Source organism: Actinobacillus indolicus (genome assembly GCF_004519515.1).
GTDB lineage: Bacteria > Pseudomonadota > Gammaproteobacteria > Enterobacterales > Pasteurellaceae > Glaesserella > Glaesserella indolica_A.
In genome coordinates this window covers 1719632-1740776 of the sequence record NZ_CP038145.1, presented here as the reverse complement: position 1 = coordinate 1740776, position 21145 = coordinate 1719632, and the positions used below count along the sequence as shown (strand labels likewise).

The window sequence follows — 21145 nt, the reverse complement described above, 5'->3', positions numbered from 1 at the left end:
TTACTTAGAAGTTAAATGAAATTTGCGGATTAACGTATTAAGTAAAACACCATAAAGTGGGACAAATAGAAGTAAGCTAACCACAAGTTTAAAAGCATAATCTACTGCACCAATCTCAAACCAATGCTCTGCAAGATATTCATCACTACTTTTATAAAATGCCACTGCGAAGAAAACAAAAGTATCAATTAAGCTGCCCAAGATAGTTGAACAGGAAGGTGCAAGCCACCAATGCTTCCCTTGGCGTAAGCGGTTAAACACCACAATATCCATAAATTGTCCGACAACATAGCCAGCAAAACTTGCAAAAGCAATACGGAAAACAAACAGATTAAATTCCGCTAAAGCTGAGAAGCCTTGAAATGAGCCTTCAAAGAAAATCACTGACATAATGTAGCTGACGACCAATGCAGGAATCATTACCGCAAAAATAATTTTTCTTGCTAAACAAGCGCCGAATACTCGAACAGTTAAATCGGTTGCTAGAAAAATGAAAGGAAAGGTAAATGTTCCCCATGTGGTTGGGATCATCATGTCAGTAAAGGGTATTGGAAATTCAAAAGTAATTTGAACCAAATAGTTACTCGCAGTGATGATGAGAATATGGAAAAGTGAAAGTAATAGCAAAGAGCGACGCTGCTGTGCATCAGAAATAATGTTCATATTGTTCCTTTTTGATAAATACAGAAATTGGGGTGAGGGAACCCAAAAATTAAGAGCGCTGTATAATACTGATTCAAAAGAGAATTGCAAGAAAAACTAGACACTTACATTCTTTTTATTCCAATTTTATAAATTGATATTCAGAGCTATAAAAACTATATGCAATTCTCACGATACCAAAGAGATTATAAGCAGTATCAAGTTCTATATCGCTCCATCGTAATTATATTCGTTTAAATCAACCAGTATTGAATATATGCCAAATTGCTATCAACAATTATTCACAAAGCTGCTAGAATCTAAATCAATTTGAATACTATCCAAGAAATCAAATAACCTAATAAAAGAAGATGACAATGAATAACCAAGCAATTAAAACTGTTGCTGTGATTACTTCAACTATCGGCAGACCACACCTTGAACGTGCTATTTTAAGTGTTAAGAACCAAACTTATCCTTGTAAACATTATGTGTTTGTTGATGGTGAACAATTTGCCGAAAAAGCCAAAGCGATTTTGGATAAATACCCTGATGTTATCGCAACCTATTTACCCATGAATACGGGGGCAAACGGTTGGACCAATAGCAGTATCAATGCTATTGCACCATTCTTAGTCAAAGAAGATGCCATTTGTTATTTAGATGATGATAACTGGTATGAGCCAACTCATGTTGAAAATGGTGTCAAAACCTTAAATGCATCAGGTGCGGATTATGTCTATGCCTTCCGTAATTTCTATGATGATAAAGCACAATTTATTTGCCAAGATACATTAGAATCCATCGGGTTTTATGAAAATAGATTGGACAATCCTTATAATTTTCATATTAACGTGAGTGGTGAAGTTCTACATATAAATACCGTTGCTAATAAAAAACATCATATTGATACAAATTGCTATATGATGAAAAAAGAGCTGGCAGTACTTACATCTCGTTTCTGGTACAGCGGAATCCATAATGATACTAATGTGTTCAATGCCCTTACACAGTTTAATTTTAAACACAGTTGCACGAAGAAATTCACAGTCAATTATCAGTATGATTTAGAAAAATATGATATGGGATTTATTCTAGCTGTTGAAAAATCCTTCCCTCATTTAACGAGAGATGAAGTGAAACAAATCAATTACCAAGTCACAGCCCAAAAACAATTACGAAATCTTGAACAGCATGGTGGGGTTTATCCTTGGGATAAAGACGAATAAGTACAATAGACATCTAGATACATTATCTAGATGTCTATTCTTATCAAACTATCTTAATAAAGCTTCTAACAATGAAGTATAAATATTCACGCCTGTGAGTAACTGTGCTTCATCAATATCAAATTCAGCTTCATGGTGGCCAGCAGTTCTGTCTGCCCCAAGAATAAAATAGATGGCTTTGCCGCCATTATCTTGTACACGACGACCTAAAATCGTGGCATCTTCACTTGCATTAAATGCATAAGTAGGTTCAACATGTTTGATTTGTGGCTGTTGGCTTGCAATCTGTTCAATTAATTGAATCAGCTCTTTATCATTCACCATATCAACCGCTTCACCTACAATTTCAGTTTCATACTCGACATCAAAACTGGTTGCGATACCTTTAGCGATCTGCATCACCTGATCAACCATATATTGATTAATCGCTTTATTTTCTCCACGAACTTCAAGCTGAATAGTGGCTTTAGATGGAATCACATTACGCCCTTCGCCAGCATTTAGCACACCAACATTAATTCTTGTCATACCTTCTCCATGACGAGAAATGCCATGTAACTGTGTCACTGCATGTGCTGCGGCTAATAGCGCATTTCGTCCTAAATGTGGTGCTGCCCCAGCATGTGCTGGTTTACCTTGATAGCGAATGTCTATTTTCGTAGTAGAAAGGAAATTCTGCAGATCGGAAATCACTGTCCCTGAATTCGCACAGAAACTGATATGTGAGCTAGCAAAGTAATTTGCATCATCAATCACACCGCTTGCAGCAATAGCAGCAGCTCCACGTACGCCTTCTTCAGCAGGTTGAAATACGATTTTGACTTTACCTGTGAGTTTTTCTCTGTTTTGAAAAATCCAAAGAGCTGTACCTAAACCAATCGTAATATGAGCATCATGCCCACAGGCATGCATAAAGCCATCATTTAATGAACAAAAACCCAGTTTATTCGGAATATGATTCGGATCTTTCGTTTCAGTTACGTTGACGCAATCAATATCAAAACGTAAGGCGACTGTTTTACCTGGCTTACCTGAATCAAACACCGCAACACAGCCCGTATACCCGTCCATTTTTTCTAACCATTTTGGATTTGCTCCATAGGCTTTAGCGTTGCTCAACCCTTTTTCAACAACACTCTTTTGACGACCTCGTACAAATTCCTCATTGATAATTTGTTTACCCAACAAAATCTCAAATCCCATCTCTTCTAAATAGTCTGCAATACGACTCGTTGTCCAAAATTCAGACCAACCAGTTTCAGGGAAACGATGAAATTCTCTACGCCAATTCACTAATTTTTCTAATTCAATACTCATCATAAACTCCTTATTTAATAAAGAAAAAGCCACACAAAAGTGTGGCTTTAAGCACTAGAGCATAAATAATGCAAGGAATAAAACGGCTAAAATCATACCTGGTGCGGTTCGTTTAACCATTTCGATTGGATTTACCATCGCAAGACCAGCACAGACAATCGTTACCCCCGCAATAGGTGATGCAGTACGACCAATCGCCCCTGCAATCGCAGCCCCCATTCCAAGATTCACATGGGTATATCCTAGTTCAACAGCATGAGGTGTAACAGCTGTATTAAAGGCAATCGCAGCCGCATCTCCAGAACCTGTAATAACCCCCATTAAGAATGGACCGATTGTAGCACCCCAACGAACAAATTCGTTTGAGTGTTTTAAAAATTCAATCGCAGAATCAATCGCACCTGTAGATTTCAACCCTGCAACAAAAACGCTGGCTGCAATGATGATACCAAGTACATTTGCATAGGAACTTCCCATACCATTAAAGAATTCCTCGGTAATTTTTACTGGAGATTTACGTGTAACTAAAATACCGTAAATCGCACCAATTAGCATCGCTTGTGGAACCCCCATTTTAGTCCATTCTAAACCTGGAGTTTGTTGTAATGATGTACCACCAATTACTAAGATAATTAATGGTACAAGCGGTGCGAAAGCGTACAAAATATTCACTTTTTGGAAGGTATTTTCAGACGCTTTATTTTCTGTAACATAAGCATCACGATGTTCCTGTCCATAATCTTTAAATACCAATGCTAATAAAGTTAACACCACAGCACCAATCGCTCCAGCGATAATGGTATAAGGTGCATGAGATAAATTCACTTCTGTAATGGTTAAACCCGACATCTCACTAATCATAGCTGAATGTGAAGAGCCCGGACTCATCATTGAACCAAAAGTCCCTGCAAGAATCGCAGCCCCCGCCATAGACGGACGAACACCTGAGCTTTTTAATACAGGAATTAGTGTCGCACCTACCGCAGCCGCACAACCTGCTGCAGAAGGAATAGCGATATTAATAAAGAACGTAATAATGGTCGCAATCGGAATTAAGAAGAATTTTAATCCGCTCAATGGTTTGGTAAGTAAATGAACCAAATGTGTATCACATTGGGTATATTTCATCACATAAGCAAAACCCATACTTGAACAGATTGCCATAATTAAGCCACCTGATGTCATGCTTTTTGCAAAAGCATCTAAAGCTCCCATAGGATTTAATGTCAATATCGACATCAATAAACCTACACCAATAAGTACAGTACGCGTTTCATATTTTTTAATTAAAAAATAAATTGTCGCAATAATCCCTAAAATTGCAACGATTGATTTTAATTCAGCCATGTTACCTCCTAATAGCTAAATGTTGTTCCTATATCTAAAGTGGTTTGTTTCATTTCTTTTTCAAAAGTGAGAACGGCATGCTCTCCAAGAATTGTTGCTTTTTCACCTTCTATTTTAAGCGCTGTTCCTTCGGGTAAGGCATAAACACAAGCGGTCGGATTTGCAATTAAAAATTCAGCTAAACGCTCTTCTCTACTTTCACCATTATGACCTTGCATTTTGCCTGAAATAAAGTGTGGATTAATTTGATAAGGAAAGAGATTTAATGCAGTAAAAGAAGGGGGATAAACAATCGGCATATCGTTGGTTGTCATAATAGATGCGCCCGCCACATTTGCTCCTGCACTCCAACCAAAATACGGCGTACCAGAATTCACTTTTTCTCTTATGGCATCAATTAAATGATGTTCATACATCTGTTTTAATAAACAGAATGTATTACCACCGCCCACAGCAATTACATCCGCTTGCTCAATAATATCCTTATGTTTTACACCACTATGAACCGAAACAATCTCCACATTCACTTCAGCCAGTGCTTTTTGGACTTTCACTTCATATTCATCAAAAGATTGACGAACACCAGCATAAGGGACAAATGCGACTTTTTTTCCTTGATAATCTGCTAAGAATTGTTGTAACCAAGGAATTGTATGGACTAAATAATCGGTATTTTTATATTTTGAACCACTCATTAATAACATTTTTTTCATGATGTACTCCTCCTTTTGGTGGTTTAAGACTGTACAAAAGTTATTATGGGTCTAAAATAAAAAAGGTCTACTTCATTTACGATGTATATGTTTGTTTCGTGATCTAGATCACGATTAAATGCTGAAAAACAGCAATAAAAAAACGGAGCCCATTTGGACTCCGTTTTTAGCTTTATAAATTATAAACTCTTCAACGCTGCAATACGTTTTTCTAACGGTGGGTGGCTCATAAAGAACTCTTTGGCTTTACCATTGATCATCATTGCATTTAATGAACCTGGTAATTCTTCTGGCGCATGAACACGTTGTAAACGCTCTAGCGCAGCAATCATTTTCTCTTTGCCAACTAATTGTGCAGAGCCTGCATCCGCACGGAACTCACGGTAACGGGAGAACCACATTGCGATCATAGTCGCTAATACACCGAATAACACTTCAAGCACCATAGATACTAAGAAATAAGTTCCAGTGCTTTGGCTTTCTTCGCCGTTGTCATTACGTGTACTTGATACTGCCGTCGCAATCATACGAGATAAGAAAATCACGAATGTATTTAATACGCCTTGTAATAAGGTCATCGTTACCATATCGCCATTTGCAATATGTGCAACTTCGTGTGCGACAACTGCTTCCGCTTCATCTTGAGTCATAGTATTGAGTAACCCTGTACTCACTGCGACTAATGAGTTGCTTTTTGTTGCACCTGTTGCAAACGCATTCACATCTGCTGAGTGATAAATCGCAACGTCTGGCATTGGGATACCCGCTTGTTGTGATTGACGTTTTACTGTTTCCACTAACCAACGTTCTGCGTTGTTACGTGGTTCTGTAATAATTTCTGCTCCCACAGATTTTAGTGCCATAGTTTTTGAAAGGAACAGTGAAATTAATGAGCCTGCAAAACCAAAAAGCACAGACATAATTAAAATACCGCCCGTACTGTTACCTGCAATTCCTGTTACGCTTAAAATAATTCCTAACACAATCATCACAGCGAAGTTTGTGGCAAGGAAAAGTGCGATACGCATCATATAGATAATTCTCCAAAGTTAATGAATGAATTGTTGTTTTATATTCGGCAATGCCGAATGCCTAAAATAGTGATTATTTAACAAAAATCAAGGATTAGACAAAAATTATTCCCATAAATTTAACTGTTTTGTAATTTTTTCTTCAGGGAAATGCACATTTAGCCCGATCAAACGCACTTTTCGTCCTTTTCTACGTTCCCAAATCTGCGCTAATAGCTGTAAAAAATGTGACTCTGCAATGCCATCGGTCGTTCGTTCTAAGGTGGTTTGGGTAAAATCATCAAATTTCAGTTTAATGCCAATTTTTTTCAAATCACTCAACGGCTTATCCCCCCAATTTCGTTGTAAGCGAAAGAGCAATTTTTGATAGTGATCCTTTACCACATCTTGAGCTTCATCTAACTCACTAATATCTTCCAACAACGTATTTTCTACCGCTAACGATTTTCGTGGGCGATCCGTTTCCACTTCTCTTGGGTCAATGCCGTGACAAAAATCCCACAGCCGTTGTCCAAATTTGCCAAATTGCTGATAAATCAAGGTTTGTTCGGCTTGTTGAATATCGCCACACGTTATAAATCCTAACTGTGCTAATTTCTCTTGCGTAACTTTCCCTACCCCTGAAATTTTCTTTAACGGTAAATTTTTCACAAAATCCGCCACATCTTCAGGGCGAATCACAAATTGCCCATTAGGTTTATTTTGATCCGATGCTATCTTGGCTAAAAATTTCAAAGGCGCAATTCCTGCCGATGCTGTCAGTTGCAACTCTTGCCAAATTGCTTGGCGAATCGCTTGTGCAATCCAAGTTGCAGAGCCTGAATGTAGTTCACAGTCCGTCACATCCAAATAAGCTTCATCTAAAGATAATGGTTCAATAATCTGCGTATAACGGCGAAAAATTTGATGGATCTGCCCCGATACTTCCTTATACAACGGCATATTTACAGGCAACAAAATCAAATTAGGGCAACGTTTTAACGCTTGAGATGTTGACATTGCACTATGTAAACCAAACTTACGGGCTTCATAATTACAAGTCGTCAATACACCACGTTGGTTAGCTTTTCCACCAACGGCAACAGGATTACCTTGCAATGCAGGATTATTACGAATTTCAATAGACGCATAAAAACAATCCATATCTATATGAATAATTTTTTTGTTGTAATTCATCACTCACCTACATTTGCAAAAAATTCGACATATCTGACCGCTTGTATTAGGATTAATGATACAACAAAACACTGTAAATAAAAACAGTTTATCTTCATTAAATTATCTATTACATTCTCTACTTCATATTTAAAAGGAGAAATTATGTTATACGGACTCATGATTGCCTTTGTTCCGCTCTTTTTAGGGTATCTATTTAAAACCACAAATCAAAAGATACTGAGCCGGGTCAATCGCATTACACTTTATTGCCTTTACTTGATCTTGCTCATCATGGGGATTTCCTTAGGGCAACTTGATGAACTCACAGCCAAACTCCCTCAAATTGGGGCAATCGCCTTTGGATTAAGTGCAATCTTGCATTTGTGCAATATCATTGGCTTAGTGATTTTTGACAAACTCTACCCGATTAAACGCCAATCTCATCATCTTGAAGAACTGCCTTCCCGTTGGAAAGTATTACTGGAATCAGCGCAACTCTGCGCGACCGTATTTGTTGGGGTTATTTTTGGCTTAACGACAAAAGGTATTATTGATTTTCCATTACATTCAAGTACTTATGTTTTAGTGGTAATGATTTTCTGTGTGGGTATTCAGTTACGAAATAGTGGGATTCCACTACGAGATGTCTTCTTAAACAAACGGGGTATTTTGACATCGGTCGTATTTATTGCAAGCGGTCTGATTGGTGGCATTATTTGCGCTTATGTGTTGGATTTACCTGTGATTAAAGCCCTTGCCTTTGCCTCTGGCTTTGGCTGGTATTCACTTTCAAGTGTTTTAGTCAACGACGCTTGGGGGCCTATGTATGGAAGCATTGCCTTTTTTAACGATTTGTCTCGTGAGATTTTCTGTCTATTTGCCATTCCCTTTTTTATGCGACACTTCCCGTCCACCGCAGTAGGATTAGGCGGAGCAACGGCATTAGATGCGACATTGCCAATCATCCAAAAATCAGGGGGAATTCAAATTGTGCCATTGGCGATTAGCTTTGGTTTTATTATCAATTTGGTCGTGCCGATTTTATTGGCGTTTTTTATTGGGTTGGCGTAAAAGTGTCGGGCATAAATGCCCGACCTACATCAAAACATAAAATGTGTAGGGACGCCACGCTTGGCGTCCATTAAGTCATATAAGGGGACACCAAGCGTGGTGTCCCTACTTATCCCCCACCCTTCCTACAACAAAAATCAAAGGCTTTTGTTGGCAGTAGGCGTCTTAGCCACCAAAATAGTTTGGTTGGGAAGGTCACTTGATAGCGTGCTTTGGGCTGTTTGGCATTGAGTGCATCTAAACAAACTTTGGCACATTCAATGGCTGGTAGCGTAAAAGGGTTGGCATTTCCTTTGGTGTTTAGGCGTGCCAACTGTTGCTGATAGGCTTCTTTGTGGAATGAATTTTCTATATCAATATATTGCTGTAATTTCACCACAGAATTAGGGCGGAATTTGCTTTGAATAGGGCCTGGCTCGATCAGGCTGACATAGATATTCGAGCCGTGCAATTCGTGGCGAAGGGTGTCTGCCATACCTTCTAAGGCAAATTTAGTGCTGTTGTAAGCTCCACGAAAGTGCATTGCGGCAAAGCCTAAAATGCTACTATTGATTAAAATCCGTCCGTGATTTTGTTGGCGAAATAGCTTTAAAGCGTAGTTCATCACTTCCCACGCCCCAAATACGTTGGTTTCAAAAATTTCACGCAAGGCTTCACGGGGAATGTCTTCCACTGTCCCAGGCTGTCCATAACCTGCATTGCAAAAAACTGCATCTAAACCACCGCTTTGTTGAATATAATCAAAGACTTGGGCAATTTGGGCTGAGTTAGTCACATCAAGTTCAACACATTCAAAGCCTTCAAATTGCAGACGTTGTACATCTTCGGCTTTGCGACAACTGGCAATCACTCGCCAGCCTTGTTGTTTGAGATAATGGGCTGTTGCATAACCTATGCCCGATGAACAGCCTGTAATTAAGATGGTTTTCATTGTGTTAATCCGTTTAACCATTGAACAAAGGCATCTGCCTGCATAAAACCTGTCACACGAGATTGGCTCAATTCTCTGCCTTGCTCATCAAAGAAAAGGATAGTCGGTAAGCCCAGCACTTGAAAATGTTTCATCAATTCATCATTTTCACCAGAGTTTTTTGTCATATCGATCTGCAACACCGCCATTTCTGCCAATTTCGCCTGCACCTTTGGATCAACGAAAGTATATTTTTCAAACTCTTTACAAGCCACGCACCAGTCGGCATACAGGTCGAGCATCACTTTTTTACCTTTGTTAGCGGTCAGTTGTTGCTCTAATTCTGCGAGTGAGTGAATGCGTTTAAAATGGTTGCTTTGAGTTTGGTTTGCTGGCGTAGGTTGCCACGCAAGATCTAGCCAAGGTTTGCTCGCAACGACCAACGTTGCCAATACAAGCAAACGAAACACTTTTTTCCAACCCTGCAAACCATTGCACTGCTCATTTAACCAGAGTAAAAAGGCTATCGCCAGAGCCGACCAGAGTAGTGGCTCAATAAAAGTAGGTAGCACACGAGAGAGCAAAAAGGCTGGCAGAGCCAACATTACGAAGCCAAACAACGTTTTTACTTTCAGCAACCAATCCCCCGATTTTGGCAAAATGCGGTTGCCGAAAAGGGTCACTAACATCAGTGGAATGCCCATTCCTAAGGCTAATAGGTAGAGAGCTAAACCGCCTGTCAGCAAGTCACCGCTTTGTGCTACATAGAGCAATGCACCAGATAGGGGCGCTGATGTGCAAGGGGAAGCAACTAGCCCTGCGATCATTCCCATTACAAATACGCTAAAAAACGAACCGCCCTGTTGCTGTTGGCTTAGTTGATTTAATTTTTGTTGCCAACGGTGTGGAAGTTGTAGGGTAAAGAGACCAAACATCGACATTGCGAGCAAAATAAAGAGCAACGAGAGCCCAATCAGTACGGGCGGACTTTGCAAAGCGACTTGAAAAGGCAAGCCAATCGCCGCAACCAGTAGCCCTAAGAGCGTGTAAGTGACTGCCATTCCTTGCACATAGCTTAAACTGAGCAAAAACGCGCGTAAGCTATTCGGACGCTGTTTACTGCCGATCACAATCGCAGACAGTAGCGGTAACATCGGTAACACACAAGGCGTAAAGGCAAGTCCCAACCCTAGCACAAAGAACCAAAAAATAGAAAGACGGTTTTCAGCTAGGGTTTCGGCAAGTTGGTTCTGTTCGGCTTTAGGTTGAGCGACAGAAATAGCGGTAACATCTGCGGTATTTTTTGCAACATTATCAGCGGAAGTCGCCACTTGTAAATCAAGGGTCACTTCTTCAGGGGGATAGCAAAAGCCTTTGGTGCAACCTTGATAACGCACCACCACTTGCCCAGTCGCATTCGCTGCAAGGGCAACGGGGATCGTTAGCTGATTGCGATAAATTTCCACTTCTCCAAAAAACTCATCTTGGTAACGCTCTGCCGTTGGAAATTGTGGCTCGCCCAGTTTGGCATTGTTTGACGAAATGGCGATCTCTTTTTTATAAAGATAGTAGCCGTCGGCAATTTGCCAAGCCAGTTGCAGTTGATCCGCTTGCTGTTGGGATGAAAACGCAAATGCCTGACTGCTTGGTAGAAATTTGGGTTGTGAGCTAAAGAGATTAGCAAATGAAGGTAATGCGAGCCACAATCCTAAAAATAAAATAGTAAAATATCGTTTCATCATAAGTTATCCCATTAGTCCTGCCATTGCTTGTGCTTTACGGTCAATTTCTTGCCATTCTGATTGAGGATCAGATTTTTCGACAATTCCTGCCCCGGCATAAAAGGTAATTTGATTAGCTTGAATAAGGGCTGAACGTAACATTACGCAAAACTCGGCTTGTTCGGGGGTGAAATAGCCTAATGCCCCTGCATACCAGCCCCGTTCAAAACATTCCTGTTGTTGAATAAACTGCTTCGCCTTAGGGCGTGGCAGTCCTGCGACGGCGGCGGTTGGGTGAATACGAGCAAGGCAATCTGCGTCGCTGACCTGCTCTGTCAGTTGCGTTTGGATTTTTCGGCGTAAATGCTGCACGTTATGTAACCGCTTGATCTCTGCATCGCTGACTTGAATATCCGTTGCACAATCAGCCAGATGGCTACAAATATCGTCCACGACCAGCCAATTTTCATAGATATTTTTTTGATCGTTGAGTAGCCATAGGGCATTTTGTTCCGTTTGAACAGGATCGTCCGTTACTGCCACTGTGCCTGCAAGAGCTTCGGTAAAAAATTGACGTTGTTGGCGTAAATAGAGCCGTTCGGGTGTTGAGCCGATAAAGGCTTCCCCTTGTTTTTCCGACCATAAGAAATGATAACAGCCTAGATTTTTTTGTTGGCTGGCAAAAAGTAGATCGTAGGGGGAAATGTGATGTGCAAAGGTTTTTGTGGTCGCATTGGCTAACACCACTTTATTCATTTGCTGTCGTTGAATTTGTTCTATCGCTAATTCAATGTTCTGTTGCCAACGTGAAAAATCACAGGCAACTTCGGTGCTTAACAAGCGATTTTCAATCGGGTGAAGTTCGGCTGTTTGCTCAAACTGAGCTAATAAAGCGATACACTCTTTTTGTTCGGTTTCAAAATGGCGACAATCCAAATTTAACCAAGCGGTGATTTTCTTTTCGTTTTTTACTAACAGCAAGCGTGGCAACACAAAATGGCATTGTCCTTCAAATTCCATTCCGCCGACGACCATTAAATCAGACTGTTTGCTAAATTGTTCTACCTCGTCTAAATGCTCAAAGGTTTGCACCGCACCGACTGCCACTATCGTTTGTTCTGTATCTCGATTTTGCCAGTAGTAGTGGGGAAAAAGCGGTTGTGCTTTTAGCCACGCCAGTAATTGTTGATTTTCAAGGTCTATCGCAATTTCTGCTTGCAACTGTACTAAACCTTGTACCACAGGCTTTTGTTGTAGTTGTTGATAAAGTTGTTGCTTTAACTGACTAAACACAGACATTGCAAAAAATCCTAAAAATCTCACCGCTTGACAAAAAAGAAGTCTATTTTAGCCTATTTCCACTTTTTTTTCCTAACAAATCGGAGTACAGTAGAGTAATTTTTATAAATTAACAGATAATTAACACTCTATTTTAGGGAGAAACAATGGAACGCTTTGCAAAAACCGATAAATTAGCTCACGTCCGCTACGATATTCGTGGGCCTATACATAAGGAAGCGACCCGTCTGGAAGAAGAAGGGCATAAGATTTTAAAATTAAACATTGGTAACCCAGCCCCATTCGGTTTTGAAGCCCCTGCGGAAATTTTAGTTGATGTTATTCGTAACTTACCAACCGCTCAAGGCTATTGCGACTCTAAGGGCTTGTATTCTGCTCGTAAGGCGATTGTGCAATACTATCAATTAAAAGGTATGCGTGATTTAGATGTGAATGATGTTTACATTGGTAACGGGGTCTCTGAGCTAATCACAATGTCAATGCAAGCCTTGTTAAATGATGGTGATGAAATTTTAATTCCGATGCCGGATTATCCGCTTTGGACAGCGGCGGCAACCCTTGCAGGTGGTAAAGCTGTTCACTATCTATGCGATGAAGAAAACGAGTGGTTCCCTGATATTGAAGATATTAAATCGAAGATTACTCCAAACACCAAAGCCATTTTGGTAATTAACCCGAATAACCCAACAGGTGCGGTTTATAGTCGCCAAATTTTACTCGATATTGCTGAAGTTGCGCGTGAGCATAACTTGATTGTTTTCTCTGATGAGATTTATGAGAAGATTGTTTATGATGGTGCTGTGCATCACCATATGGCAGCGTTAGCGCCTGATTTACTGACAGTGACTTACAACGGTTTGTCAAAAGCATATCGAGTGGCAGGTTTCCGTCAAGGTTGGATGGTGTTAAACGGCCCGAAAAATCAGGCAAAAGGCTTTATTGAAGGCTTAGATATGCTTGCGTCAATGCGTTTATGTGCCAACACCCCGATGCAACACGCTATTCAAACAGCGTTAGGCGGTTATCAAAGCATTAACGAATTTATCTTACCGGGTGGTCGTTTATTAGAACAACGCAATAAGGCTCACGAATTGCTCACCAAAATCCCAGGGATTAGCTGTGTGAAACCAAAAGGGGCGATGTATATGTTCCCGAAAATTGATACGGAAATGTACGGTATCAAAGACGATCAAAAATTTGTTTACGATCTGCTTCAACAGGAAAAAGTGTTGTTGGTTCAAGGCTCAGGCTTTAACTGGCATAAACCAGACCACTTCCGTGTGGTGACATTGCCGTATGTGGATCAACTGGAAGAAGCCATTGGTCGATTAGCGAAGTTTTTGCAGAGTTATCGTCAGGATTAATTTAAAACATAACCGTAGGGGCGGACCGATGTGTCCGCCCGTTCCAAGCGGATATTTAAACATTTTTATTTGCAAATAGTGGGCGGACACATCGGTCCGCCCCTACATCATTGAATATTCATATTTCAATCCTAATACTAATCTAAATGATAAAAGGCATCACATTTTCCGTCACCGCCTCTATTTTATTCGGTGTACTCTATTATTTATCCACCCATTTAAAACCACTTTCCGGTGAAGAAATCTACGGTTTTAGAATGTGGGTAAGCCTGCCGTTTGTGATTTCAGCACTCTTTATTTTTAAAAAAACCGATGAATTTAACCGCTATTTAAAACGCCTAAAACAGCACCCCCATTTAATTTTGGTATTACTAACAACCACTGCGGTCACAGGCTCGCAAATGTGGCTTTTCCTTTATGCCCCCAACAACGGCTATGCCATTGATGTCTCTATCGGCTATCTATTAATGCCGATTGCCATGGTGGCTGTTGGGCGATTTTTATTTAAAGAGAGTCTCTCTTATTTAAAAATCGCTTCCATTATTTTCGCCTCTATTGGCGTCATTATTACCTTAATTACCGTTGGATCTATTTCGTGGGCTACCTTAATGGTATTAATCGGCTACCCTGTTTATTTCAGCTTGCGTAAACATTTTGATATGTCGCATTTATCCAGCTTTGTCTGTGAAATTATATTAATGTTACCGATAGCCACTTATTTTATGCTTAATACCGATATACAATTTGTCACGGAAAATAATCCGAGTTTTTATTTTTGGTTAGTTTTATTAGGTATTGTGAGTGGTACCGCATTAATTTCTTATATTATTGCAAGCAGTCTTGTACCAATTAATGTATTAGGATTATTAAGTTATATTGAACCGGCATCTATGCTACTTGTAGCATTTATTATCGGGGAGGTATTAGATCAATCCTCTTATATTCTCATGGGATGTTTGATTATTTCTATATTGCTATTAATGCTTGACGGTATTATCGCCATCCGCAAACAACATCGGGGGATATAATGCTCAAAGGTATTCTTTTAGCACTTTCGGCAAATGTTTTATTTGGTGCCGGCTACTATTTTGCAGTTTTACTTCGCCCTTTAGAAAGTGACGGTATTTTCGGCTTTCGTATTGTAGTGTTAATGCCTTTTATTTTATTGGCGATCTTTTTATTTCATCAACAAAGGGCATTTAAAGATTTATATTATAGAATAAAACAGACACCCTATCTTATTTTTATTCTTCTGCTCTTGGCATTAAATACGGGCATTCAGCTTTGGTTATTTCTCTGGGCGCCGAATAATGGACAAGCAATTGAAGTGTCTATCGGTTATTTATTATTGCCGATTGTTGCAGTGGCGTTAGGTAAAATCGTGTTTAAAGAATATTTCACTAAACTGAAATGGTGGGCATTAGCCTTTGCTGTTATCGGTGTTTCCACCAATATTATTTTTACCGCCACGATTTCATGGGCAACCTTTGTCGCTGGATTTGGCTACCCAATATATATTGCCCTACGCCGTTATTACCAAATTAACAGCCTTGCGACTTTTTTTGTAGAATTAGTTTTATTGTTGCCTTTTGCACTCTATTATATTGCTCAAGTCGATCAAGCCACTATTTTAACGCAAAATGAATATCTCTATTTTTATCTAGCATTATTAGGGCTAGTGAATGGAATGGCATTTATTTTATATATTGCTGCGAGTAACACCTTACCAATTAATGTATTAGGATTATTAGGTTATGCAGAACCCTTAGTCATGTTGTTTATTTCATTTGCGATTGGTGAAGTGTTAGAAGCGAAATCCTATATTTTAATGGTGTGTCTAGCCGTTTCGGTCGGATTACTAACTATGGATAGTTTTAGGGGGAAAAATGTACGGCATTGAAAATTATTGGGGCTTTGTATTAGCTTCTATTTTATTAAATTTAACCCCTGGTTCAGATACGATTTATATTTTAACACGCAGTATTGGTGAAGGGTTCAAATCGGGCATAATGTCTGCATTCGGTATTTTAAGCGGTATTTTTCTACATATTTTGGCTGTTTCTCTTGGGCTTGCACAAATTATTGCCCATTCACCGACATTATTTGAGATCATTAAATATGCAGGTGCGCTCTATTTAATTTATTTAGGCATTAAATCATGGCGTACGCATTTTGAAGTACAATCGGATCAATTACAAAAACTTCCTTTAAAGAAAATCTATTTTCAAGGGGTATTTACCAACCTGCTCAATCCTAAAGTAGTGCTCTTTTTCTTAGCATTACTACCGCAATTTGTCTCTATCGGCACACAGAATACCTTTTTGCCTTTTTTACTACTCGGCTTGACTTTTCTGACAACCAGCACAATATGGTGTTCAATTTTAGTGATTAGCTCCACTCAAGTGGGCAACTTGTTACGTAAAAACCAAACTATTGGTAAAATCATGAATCGCATTTGCGGTATCGTATTTATTAGTTTAGGCTTAAAAATGGCGTTATCTCGTTAATGAACCTCATCCGAATTGCTCTACCTGTGCCGTTGGCACGTTATTTCGATTACCTGCTTCCAACGCATTTTGAAAATGTGGTGAAAGGGGCTAGGGTTGTTGTGCCTTTTGGTCGCCAGCGTAAAATCGGGATTGTGGTGGATTTTCCAACCACGTCAGATATTCCCACCGAAAAACTGAAACCGATTGAGCAAGTGTTAGATGAACAAGCGTTGTTTGATGCTGAGATGTGGCAACTCTTGCAGTGGGCGAGCCGTTATTATCACGCCCCTTTCGGCGAAGTGCTACAAAGTGCCTTGCCTGTCAAATTGCGACAAGGGGAAAGTAGCGAACGCACCACCCCAGACTATTTCGTTGTCACGGAAAACGGCAGAAAAGCACTTACCAACGGCGTAGTTCAAAAAGCGAAAAAGCAACAAGAGCTATTAAGCGAACTGGCGGAATTTGCAAATTTCTTTGAAAAGCCGACCGCTTGTAGCCCTGCGGTTTGGAAAGCCTTGCTTGAAAAAGGGTATCTGGAAAAGGTTGAGCTTCCTTTTAATGTGCAAAGTTGGCAGGAAAAACTGGGCGAACAGCCGATTTGCAATAGCCAAAACCGTTTAACGTTGAATAAACAGCAAACCCTTGTCGTTAGCCGTTTGCATTATCAGCAAGGCTTCGGGGCGTTTTTGCTCAATGGGGTTACAGGCTCAGGGAAAACGGAAGTCTATTTGCAAGTGATCGAAGAAGTGCTGAAACGGGGCGAGCAAGTGTTGGTGTTAGTGCCTGAAATCGGGCTGACCCCACAAACCATTCAGCGTTTCCAAGCTCGTTTTAATGTGGAAATTGACGCATTGCATTCCCATCTCAACGACACACAACGGCTCAATGCGTGGCTTAGGGCAAAAAATGGCGAAAGTGCGATTGTGATAGGCACACGTTCCGCCTTGTTCACCCAGTTTCAGCAACTCGGCTTAATTATCATTGATGAAGAACACGACGGCTCGTTCAAACAGCAAGACGGCTGGCGTTATCACGCACGGGATTTGGCGGTGCTTCGGGCGAAAAATAACAACATTCCGATTATTCTCGGCTCGGCAACGCCAAGTTTTGAAAGTTTGCAAAATGTGCAAAACGGTAAATTTATCGAACTTCAGCTTAATGCAAGGGCTGGCAATGCTCAATTTTCCAAGCAAACGTTAATTGATTTGAAAAAACAGCGGATTTATTCAGGTTTATCGGAAAAGTTGTTGGCAATGATGCAAAGCCACTTGGAAAAAGGCAATCAAGTGATGTTATTTTTGAACAGACGGGGTTTTGCCCCTGTGTTGCTTTGTCACGAATGTGGCTGGATTGCCGATTGCCCGTCCTGTGATAAACCCTTTACTTATCACCAAAAACAGCGAGTTTTGCGTTGCCATCACTGTGCTTCACAAAAAGCCATTCCACGTCAGTGCGGACATTGTGGCTCGGTTAATTTAATCACCACAGGGATCGGCACGGAACAGCTGGAACAAGTGCTGGCACAGCGTTTTCCGCAATACAGCATTACTCGTATTGACCGTGACAGCACCGCTCGTAAAGGCTCGTTGGAACAACACCTTGCCGAAATCCAAGCAGGCAAAAGCCAAATTTTGATCGGCACACAGATGTTAGCCAAAGGACACCATTTCCCGAATGTGACTTTAGTCGCCATCGTGAATGTAGATAGTAGCCTGTTTTCCACCGATTACCGTGCAGAAGAACGCTTGGCACAGCTTTATGTGCAAGTATCAGGGCGAGCAGGACGGGCGGAAAAGCAAGGAGATGTGGTGTTACAAACGCATTATCCCGATCACCCGTTACTGACCAGCTTACTCAACGACGGCTACCTTGCCTTTGCCAGCCAAGCCTTAGCGATGCGAAAAATAATGAGCCTACCGCCGTTTTCTTCGCAAGTGCTGATGCGAGCGACAGGTAGAGATAACGATAAAGTTGCAAATTTTTTGCAAGATCTGACCGCTTGTTTACACCAAATTATCACTGAAAACGGCTGGCAAGGCTTTCAGCTACTTGGGCCTTTCAACGCTCCGATGGCAAAAAAAGCAGGACATTATCGCTGGCAGTTACTTATTCAACATTCGGCAAGAAGTGCGATCCAACAGTTGTTAGATCGTTTTGATGAGCAAAAAGAACAGTTCCTGCGAAGCGATATTCGATTGACGGTGGATATTGATCCGCAGGAGTTGGGGTGATCATCAAAAATACAAGCGGTCACTTTTATCAATTTCTTACGAAACTGTTACTGACTTTTATTATTTCTGGTTAATTTCACCTAAACGATCCATAAAATTGTCGAAATGCTTAATATAATTTTCTTCAGTGATAGGAAGATAAAAACTACGAAGATCTCCATATGCACAATTACCCCCACTTCCATCAACAACTATATCAACACTTAGTGCCATTTGTTCCATCTTTTAAGACACAGTGCAATTTCTCTTGACAGCTGCAAAATTCAGTTGGTTTGGGTTTTCAGAAAGCCCAGTGATCATGAAACCAATATCGTTGGAAGCTTGTATGAAAATGTTTCCTTTTCGCTCAAAAATATCAAAACCTGCATTTCTAGCACGCATAGATAGAAAATCATACAGATCAGATTTTGTATTAATAACTTGGGCATGAGCGCTAAAAGCAATACTTAACCCAATTAGGCCTAACAATAATTTCTTTAACATTATTCAGCCCCTTCACTTAACTCTTTAAAACTCACAATTTCAAAAGCCATTTGCTTTTTGAAACGTAATTCAAGTAAACGTAAAATATATTCTTCTGCAAGAATACGAGCTATTTTTTCATTTCTTGCATCGACAAAATGAAAAGAACGGGTGGCAGGTAGTCCATCGTATGTATATTCAATCATATAAGCCTTCATAATCTAGCTCCGTTGGGTTTAGCATTAATTGTTAATGATACTTTCTACGTCAAGTAGAAAGTATCATTCATTATGGTAATGAATGGCCCGAAAATGGGATAATGAAACAGGATAAACATAGTCCTTGCTTTCTTGCCTTGAAATTCAACAGGAATACAAAAAGGTGCGGGACAAAAGCCCGTAGTTATTGGGGGGATTAAAGTTGTGAGTAAGTGGTCGGGTGGTTAAATAATTATGCAAGAAGCAGTTTTTTGAATTTAACTCCCTTATTTTGGAGTAAGATTTACTAAATAAATTTCATCTCTTACCATACCCATTCATCCTCATTTTCAGCAGGAACATCAAGCAATACCTTATCATCTTCAGCTAATGCTATTTCTTGTGCTGACATAGCCCACCCTTCTCTCACGGCTTTAGGCTTACTTAAAATAATTTTATCGTTCACTGCTTCCATTTCTAAACTTCACCTATAAGGAAAAATAACCGCAGTCACTTTTGCAAAATACTGCAGAAAAGTCACCGCTTGTTTATATAGATAATTAACACAAGGCGTAGTTTAAAGACTATTTCTTCACTACAAACAAAGTAATACCATCCACTTTAACCACAGTCACGGTATCGCCTAGGTTCAATTCTGCTCCAACTACTCGCCAAGTGGTATCGCCAAATTTGCCACGGGCGATACCATTTTCAAGGATTTCGACGATCACACCTTGCGAGCCGATCATAGCGTGATCTCGTGCATTCAGATCTACATTCTGATCTTCTTGCTTATCTTTACTATGTTGATATTTCCACCATGCTACGCTAAAGAGTACTGCTAATACTGCAAAGATTGTGGCTTGCCAGCCAAAAGCAACATCAGGAAATAATGCGACCATGAGTGCAACAATCAGTGCCGCAAAGCCCCACCACATAATAAAAATCCCTGCGATAACCGTTTCTAAGATCAGTAATATAAAGCCGAAAATCAGCCACACTGTCCAACCTGAAAGCCATTCCATCACTTCCCCCTATTTCTTATCGCTCTTAAGTAACTCCGCAATACCTGCCACCGAACCAATTAAATTCCCTGCTTCTAACGGCATAAGCACCACTTTACTGTTGTCCGCAGAGCCAATTTCACGAATCGCTTCCGTATATTTTTGAGCAATAAAGTAATTAATCGCTTTGGTATCACCACTCGCTATCGCTTCAGATACCATTTGCGTTGCTTTCGCTTCGGCTTCTGCGGCACGCTCACGGGCTTCCGCTTGTAAAAAGGCTTCTTGTCGCTCCCCTTCTGCTTTTAGAATGCGAGCTTGTTTTTCCCCTTCAGCACGCAAAATTTCTGCCTGACGAATCCCTTCTGCTTCTAAAATATCCGCACGTTTATTACGTTCTGCCTTCATCTGTGCATTCATTGCTTCCACAAGCTCTTTTGGTGGGCGAACGTCTCGGATTTCAATACGGGTGACTTTTACTCCCCAAATATTTGTCGCTTCATCCACAATCGCTAATAATCTGCCATTGATCAGATCTCGCTGTGAGAGCATATCATCTAAATCCATTGAACCTAAAACGGTACGCATATTGGTCATGGTCAAATTCACAATCGCCTGTTCTAAATGATTCACTTCATAAGCCGCTCGGCGTGCATCAATCACTTGAACAAAGCATACAGCATCGATTGCCACGCTTGCATTATCCTTAGAAATCACTTCTTGTGATGGAATATCCAAGACTTGTTCCATCATATTGATCTTACGTCCAACACGATCAATAAAAGGCACGACGATATTTAACCCTGGCGTTAAAGTTTTGGTATAACGCCCAAAGCGTTCAATCGTCCAATGAAAGCCTTGTGGCACAGTCTTAATGGTGGATAACAGGATAAATACCACCAAAACCACAAATACAATCGGCACCATGGCAAAATCAAGCTCAAACAACATAGTCTTCTC

The 21145-nt window shown here is 40.3% G+C and carries 22 protein-coding genes; 7 read left to right on the top strand and 15 right to left on the bottom strand.

Going from position 1 to position 21145, the window contains the following annotated elements; genetic code table 11:
• Entirely contained in the window at window positions 1-663 is a 663-nt protein-coding gene (locus tag EXH44_RS08675; RefSeq protein ID WP_162857110.1) for a 7-cyano-7-deazaguanine/7-aminomethyl-7-deazaguanine transporter, read from the bottom strand.
• A gap of 356 nt (window positions 664-1019) precedes the next feature.
• Here EXH44_RS08675 and EXH44_RS08670 point away from each other — a divergent pair, with 356 nt between their 5' ends.
• Window positions 1020-1871 (top strand): glycosyltransferase family 2 protein, encoded by an 852-nt coding sequence (locus EXH44_RS08670; protein WP_162857109.1) that lies wholly within the window; start codon window positions 1020-1022, stop codon window positions 1869-1871.
• Window positions 1872-1919: 48 nt separating this feature from the next.
• On the opposite strand, the gene EXH44_RS08665 is transcribed toward EXH44_RS08670, so the two are convergent.
• From EXH44_RS08665 to dinB, 5 genes are all read right to left on the bottom strand, one after another.
• Window positions 1920-3188 carry a M20 family metallo-hydrolase gene (locus EXH44_RS08665; RefSeq protein ID WP_162857108.1) on the bottom strand — a complete coding sequence of 423 codons (1269 nt, stop codon included), beginning with the start codon at window positions 3186-3188 and terminating at the stop codon, window positions 1920-1922.
• Window positions 3189-3242: 54 nt separating this feature from the next.
• Window positions 3243-4535, bottom strand: coding sequence for a C4-dicarboxylate transporter DcuC (dcuC, locus tag EXH44_RS08660; protein ID WP_162857107.1), 1293 nt, complete (start codon window positions 4533-4535; stop codon window positions 3243-3245).
• Between the two features lie 8 nt (window positions 4536-4543).
• A complete protein-coding gene (gene pepE, locus EXH44_RS08655) occupies window positions 4544-5248 on the bottom strand; it encodes a dipeptidase PepE (RefSeq protein ID WP_162857106.1) in 705 nt (234 codons plus the stop codon).
• A 179-nt stretch (window positions 5249-5427) separates the two neighbouring features.
• Entirely contained in the window at window positions 5428-6279 is an 852-nt protein-coding gene (htpX, locus tag EXH44_RS08650) for a protease HtpX (protein WP_162857105.1), read from the bottom strand.
• Window positions 6280-6384: 105 nt separating this feature from the next.
• Entirely contained in the window at window positions 6385-7455 is a 1071-nt protein-coding gene (gene dinB / locus EXH44_RS08645; RefSeq protein WP_162857104.1) for a DNA polymerase IV, read from the bottom strand.
• Between the two features lie 144 nt (window positions 7456-7599).
• On the opposite strand from dinB, the gene EXH44_RS08640 reads away from it, so the two are divergent.
• Window positions 7600-8508: a LysO family transporter gene (locus tag EXH44_RS08640; protein ID WP_162857103.1), complete on the top strand. Its 909-nt coding sequence runs from the start codon at window positions 7600-7602 to the stop codon at window positions 8506-8508.
• Between the two features lie 109 nt (window positions 8509-8617).
• Here the strand turns inward: EXH44_RS08640 and EXH44_RS08635 are convergent, their stop codons facing one another.
• The 3 genes from EXH44_RS08635 to EXH44_RS08625 are packed head-to-tail and all read right to left on the bottom strand — an operon-like array spanning window position 8618 to window position 12438.
• Entirely contained in the window at window positions 8618-9439 is an 822-nt protein-coding gene (locus EXH44_RS08635) for an SDR family NAD(P)-dependent oxidoreductase (protein ID WP_162857102.1), read from the bottom strand.
• Window positions 9436-11160 (bottom strand): protein-disulfide reductase DsbD, encoded by a 1725-nt coding sequence (locus EXH44_RS08630; protein WP_162857101.1) that lies wholly within the window; start codon window positions 11158-11160, stop codon window positions 9436-9438. Before EXH44_RS08630 ends, EXH44_RS08635 begins: the two co-directional genes overlap by 4 nt.
• Before the next feature lie 3 nt (window positions 11161-11163).
• Window positions 11164-12438 carry an isochorismate synthase gene (locus tag EXH44_RS08625; RefSeq protein WP_162857100.1) on the bottom strand — a complete coding sequence of 425 codons (1275 nt, stop codon included), beginning with the start codon at window positions 12436-12438 and terminating at the stop codon, window positions 11164-11166.
• Window positions 12439-12584: 146 nt separating this feature from the next.
• Between EXH44_RS08625 and EXH44_RS08620 the strand changes: the two genes are divergently transcribed.
• From EXH44_RS08620 to priA, 5 genes are all read left to right on the top strand, one after another.
• A complete protein-coding gene (locus EXH44_RS08620; protein WP_162857099.1) occupies window positions 12585-13802 on the top strand; it encodes a pyridoxal phosphate-dependent aminotransferase in 1218 nt (405 codons plus the stop codon).
• Between the two features lie 146 nt (window positions 13803-13948).
• The gene (gene rarD, locus EXH44_RS08615; protein ID WP_162857098.1) at window positions 13949-14830 is read left to right on the top strand and encodes an EamA family transporter RarD; all 882 of its coding nucleotides are present in this window, start codon (window positions 13949-13951) and stop codon (window positions 14828-14830) included.
• Window positions 14830-15702, top strand: a complete 873-nt coding sequence (gene rarD / locus EXH44_RS08610) for an EamA family transporter RarD (RefSeq protein WP_162857097.1) — start codon at window positions 14830-14832, stop codon at window positions 15700-15702. The genes rarD (EXH44_RS08615) and rarD (EXH44_RS08610) overlap by 1 nt, the downstream gene beginning before the upstream one ends.
• A complete protein-coding gene (locus EXH44_RS08605; RefSeq protein WP_162857096.1) occupies window positions 15689-16309 on the top strand; it encodes a LysE family translocator in 621 nt (206 codons plus the stop codon). Before rarD (EXH44_RS08610) ends, EXH44_RS08605 begins: the two co-directional genes overlap by 14 nt.
• Window positions 16309-18522, top strand: coding sequence for a primosomal protein N' (gene priA / locus EXH44_RS08600; protein ID WP_162857095.1), 2214 nt, complete (start codon window positions 16309-16311; stop codon window positions 18520-18522). Before EXH44_RS08605 ends, priA begins: the two co-directional genes overlap by 1 nt.
• Before the next feature lie 60 nt (window positions 18523-18582).
• Here the strand turns inward: priA and EXH44_RS08595 are convergent, their stop codons facing one another.
• The 6 genes from EXH44_RS08595 to EXH44_RS08570 all read right to left on the bottom strand — a co-directional run bounded on the left by EXH44_RS08595 (window position 18583) and on the right by EXH44_RS08570 (window position 21136).
• The gene (locus EXH44_RS08595; RefSeq protein ID WP_162857094.1) at window positions 18583-18735 is read right to left on the bottom strand and encodes a hypothetical protein; all 153 of its coding nucleotides are present in this window, start codon (window positions 18733-18735) and stop codon (window positions 18583-18585) included.
• A 12-nt stretch (window positions 18736-18747) separates the two neighbouring features.
• Window positions 18748-19005, bottom strand: coding sequence for a hypothetical protein (locus tag EXH44_RS08590; RefSeq protein WP_162857093.1), 258 nt, complete (start codon window positions 19003-19005; stop codon window positions 18748-18750).
• Window positions 19005-19190 (bottom strand): hypothetical protein, encoded by a 186-nt coding sequence (locus EXH44_RS08585; protein ID WP_162857092.1) that lies wholly within the window; start codon window positions 19188-19190, stop codon window positions 19005-19007. The genes EXH44_RS08590 and EXH44_RS08585 overlap by 1 nt, the downstream gene beginning before the upstream one ends.
• A 316-nt stretch (window positions 19191-19506) precedes the next feature.
• Window positions 19507-19656, bottom strand: a complete 150-nt coding sequence (locus EXH44_RS08580; protein WP_162857091.1) for a hypothetical protein — start codon at window positions 19654-19656, stop codon at window positions 19507-19509.
• Window positions 19657-19765: 109 nt separating this feature from the next.
• A complete protein-coding gene (locus EXH44_RS08575) occupies window positions 19766-20206 on the bottom strand; it encodes an NfeD family protein (RefSeq protein ID WP_162857090.1) in 441 nt (146 codons plus the stop codon).
• 9 nt (window positions 20207-20215) lie between these two features.
• Entirely contained in the window at window positions 20216-21136 is a 921-nt protein-coding gene (locus tag EXH44_RS08570) for an SPFH domain-containing protein (protein WP_162857089.1), read from the bottom strand.
• Between the last annotated feature and the right edge of the window lie 9 nt (window positions 21137-21145).